The sequence below is a fragment of the Microcystis sp. M49636_WE2 genome, assembly GCF_030065375.1.
Taxonomy (GTDB): Bacteria; Cyanobacteriota; Cyanobacteriia; order Cyanobacteriales; family Microcystaceae; genus Microcystis; species Microcystis aeruginosa_C.
This window is the reverse complement of the sequence record NZ_JASJFG010000444.1, coordinates 1-2,418: the sequence shown is the minus strand read 5'-3', so window position 1 is coordinate 2,418 and position 2,418 is coordinate 1. Positions and strand designations below refer to the sequence as shown.

General features: G+C 39.0%; 4 protein-coding genes. 2 read left to right on the top strand and 2 right to left on the bottom strand.

Translation table 11 applies throughout. From position 1 onward, the window contains the following. The coding region (locus PX484_RS10630; protein WP_288103772.1) for a cadherin repeat domain-containing protein at nt 1-406 on the bottom strand (406 nt) is incomplete at its 3' end. Nucleotides 407-666: 260 nt separating this feature from the next. On the opposite strand from PX484_RS10630, the gene PX484_RS10625 reads away from it, so the two are divergent. Both PX484_RS10625 and PX484_RS10620 read left to right on the top strand, forming a co-directional pair. Next, entirely contained in the window at nt 667-924 is a 258-nt protein-coding gene (locus tag PX484_RS10625) for a hypothetical protein (protein WP_002770259.1), read from the top strand. After that, nucleotides 909-1,328 carry a type II toxin-antitoxin system VapC family toxin gene (locus PX484_RS10620; protein ID WP_223210675.1) on the top strand — a complete coding sequence of 140 codons (420 nt, stop codon included), beginning with the start codon at nt 909-911 and terminating at the stop codon, nt 1,326-1,328. Before PX484_RS10625 ends, PX484_RS10620 begins: the two co-directional genes overlap by 16 nt. A 93-nt stretch (nt 1,329-1,421) precedes the next feature. Here PX484_RS10620 and PX484_RS10615 read toward each other — a convergent pair whose 3' ends face one another. Further along, nucleotides 1,422-2,357: a PEP-CTERM sorting domain-containing protein gene (locus tag PX484_RS10615; RefSeq protein ID WP_288103770.1), complete on the bottom strand. Its 936-nt coding sequence runs from the start codon at nt 2,355-2,357 to the stop codon at nt 1,422-1,424. Between the last annotated feature and the right edge of the window lie 61 nt (nt 2,358-2,418).

Here is a 2,418-nt window from a genome sequence, read left to right as displayed (position 1 = left end):
TACCGTCGCCATCGAGGTTAGGATTACCTGCGGTGATATTGTAGGTTAAGGGGTTGTTATCGGCATCAGTGGCGTTAATTGTGCCGACAACTGTACCGTTAGGACTGGTTTTAGAAATGCTGAAAATAGCATCATTAACCACTGGGGGACGGTTAACAGGATTGGTTAGGTTAACAACAATTGCACCGTTTCCTGTGGCGTTACCATCATTCGCGGTGACGGTTAGATTAAAGCTGTTATTTGTGCCAAAATCGCTGGGGTCAGTAACGGTAATTACCCCTGAGTTACTGATGGCAAAAGGACGAGTTCCGTCATTATCTGTGTCGGTATTACCATTAGTAATAGTGACGGTAAAAGGGTTATTTTCGGGGTCACTAATGGGGACTGTACCAACGGTAGCACCCACCGCACTACTTTTAGCAATGGTAAAGGTTTTATTGGTGACAACAGGAGGTTGATTGACGGGAGTTGTAAATTCAAAGGCACCGATATCAACTGTAGTACCGTTAATGCGAGGGTTGCGGACGATATCAAAGGGTATTGTTTCGGTGATGTTGCTATCGCCATCTAAGTCGCGGGTATCAGCAGGGAGGGAGGCGTTGCTTCCTGCGTTGCTGGTAGGTTATACTAGGAGTCAAATACCTTAAATTGCTTAGTTGTTGAAAAATGACACAATCTTCTTTACATATCAGCACTCAAGTTTTACCCGGTAATAAAATAGAAATTCAAACCCCTGAACTCGCTGTTGGTGAAATGGTTGAGGTTTTTATTGTTCCTTCAACTTCTGAAAATGATCAAGATAAAAATGAATCTGACCCGCTAATTGGTTTGTTCAGAGGTTCTCCAGATTTAGCAACTCAATCTGAAGAAATTTTACAACAGGAGATTAAAGAAAATTCAGGATGGACATGGAAAGAAAAATAACAATAAGTGATACAGGGTTTGTAGTTGCTTTGCTAAATCAATCAGATATAAAACATAGTGATGTCGTAGCTATTTATCAGAACTATCAGCAAATATTATTACCCCAAACAGTTTTAGCAGAAGTCGCTTATTTAGTAGGTCGTAGTGCAGGTGTTAGCACTGTTGCGGCTTTTTTAAAAGGATTATCTGCAAGTCGGTTTCATTTAATTCCTTTAAGTGAAACTGATGTAATTCGAGTATCTGAGATTTTAGAAGAATACAAAGATAGTCGTATTGATTTTGTTGATGCAACTGTAATGGCGATCGCTGAAAGGCTCAAAATTACGCTTATATTAACATTAGATCAGCGAGATTTTAGATTATTTAGACCTAAACATTGTCAAAGTCTTGAGATTCTGCCATAAGGTCTTTACTATAGTTTTTGATAACAAAGAGACGCAAACTCCGTCGCTTACGTCCCCAATTAACCCTAAATCAAAGTTTACCGCTTGCATAACCTAATTGTCGTCTTGATTGTACTTTTTAGACAACAATGCACCTAATCCTAATGTTACTATTCCTACAATTGTAGAAGGTTCGGGTACGGGTGTTGTAGATTTAGGCATATCAGAGATTTGAAATTCAGCAATAAAGCTTCCTGTATTATCGTTGTAAAATCCAACGGGAATTTCTCCTGTGGAAGAAACACCTGGTCCATCAAAAAAGCCTAAAAAAAGTCGGGTTGCTTTTTCTGGTACATTAAATTTTTGAATATCACCGACACCTGTCCATGTTAGCCCATCTCCAATGAAAAATGTTTGTCTTAGCAGTGGTGATAGCTCTTTAAAATTGTGATTTCCACTAAAATTTAAAGGGGTAGATGCTGGAGATATTGGTGTTGAATTATCTAGAAAGACACCGACTAAATATCTACCTATTCCCTCATCAATTAGACCTGAGATTCCATTTAGAGATGGGTAAAAATAAGAGCCTTGACTAAGATTTCTGATATCTGCACCATCGGGTCCATTAGACAAAGGAACACCATAATTAATAATCCCTGTGATTTGGGAAAAGGTAAGAACTTGGTTTGCAGCTGCTGAAAAATTATAGACTGGAGGTAAAATTCCAGCACCACCAACTTGAGATGGCGGAATACTAAGTCCAGCACCGTAGATATTTGACTGAGCATTAACATTCAGAGTTACTGCTTGAGCAAAATTATTTCCTCCAAAAATAGTCAGAAAAAACGTTATAATTCTAAAAGCTAAAGCATTTCGCAAACTAGAAAATAACTTATAATCGCCCGCATCCAAAGCAGTCGAACCCGATTTAATGTAAATAGTAACCATGACAGCTTGTGCAGCGGTTAGCGCACTTGCTAAACTGCCATAAGCATTATTCCAAGCCGAACCATTACCAGTAGAACCGGATTTAACGTAGATGATAGCCATGATATACCTCGTGTGAAAAAGATGGTACAGAGTCAATAGGGAATCCACCCGAACCTTAGTT

Excerpts from the sequence above, each read along its gene's own strand:
- PX484_RS10615 (WP_288103770.1), bottom strand. The coding sequence starts at position 2,357 with ATGGCTATCATCTACGTTAAATCCGGTTCTACTGGTAATGGTTCGGCT.
- PX484_RS10620 (WP_223210675.1), top strand. The coding sequence starts at position 909 with ATGGAAAGAAAAATAACAATAAGTGATACAGGGTTTGTAGTTGCTTTG.
- PX484_RS10625 (WP_002770259.1), top strand. The coding sequence starts at position 667 with ATGACACAATCTTCTTTACATATCAGCACTCAAGTTTTACCCGGTAAT.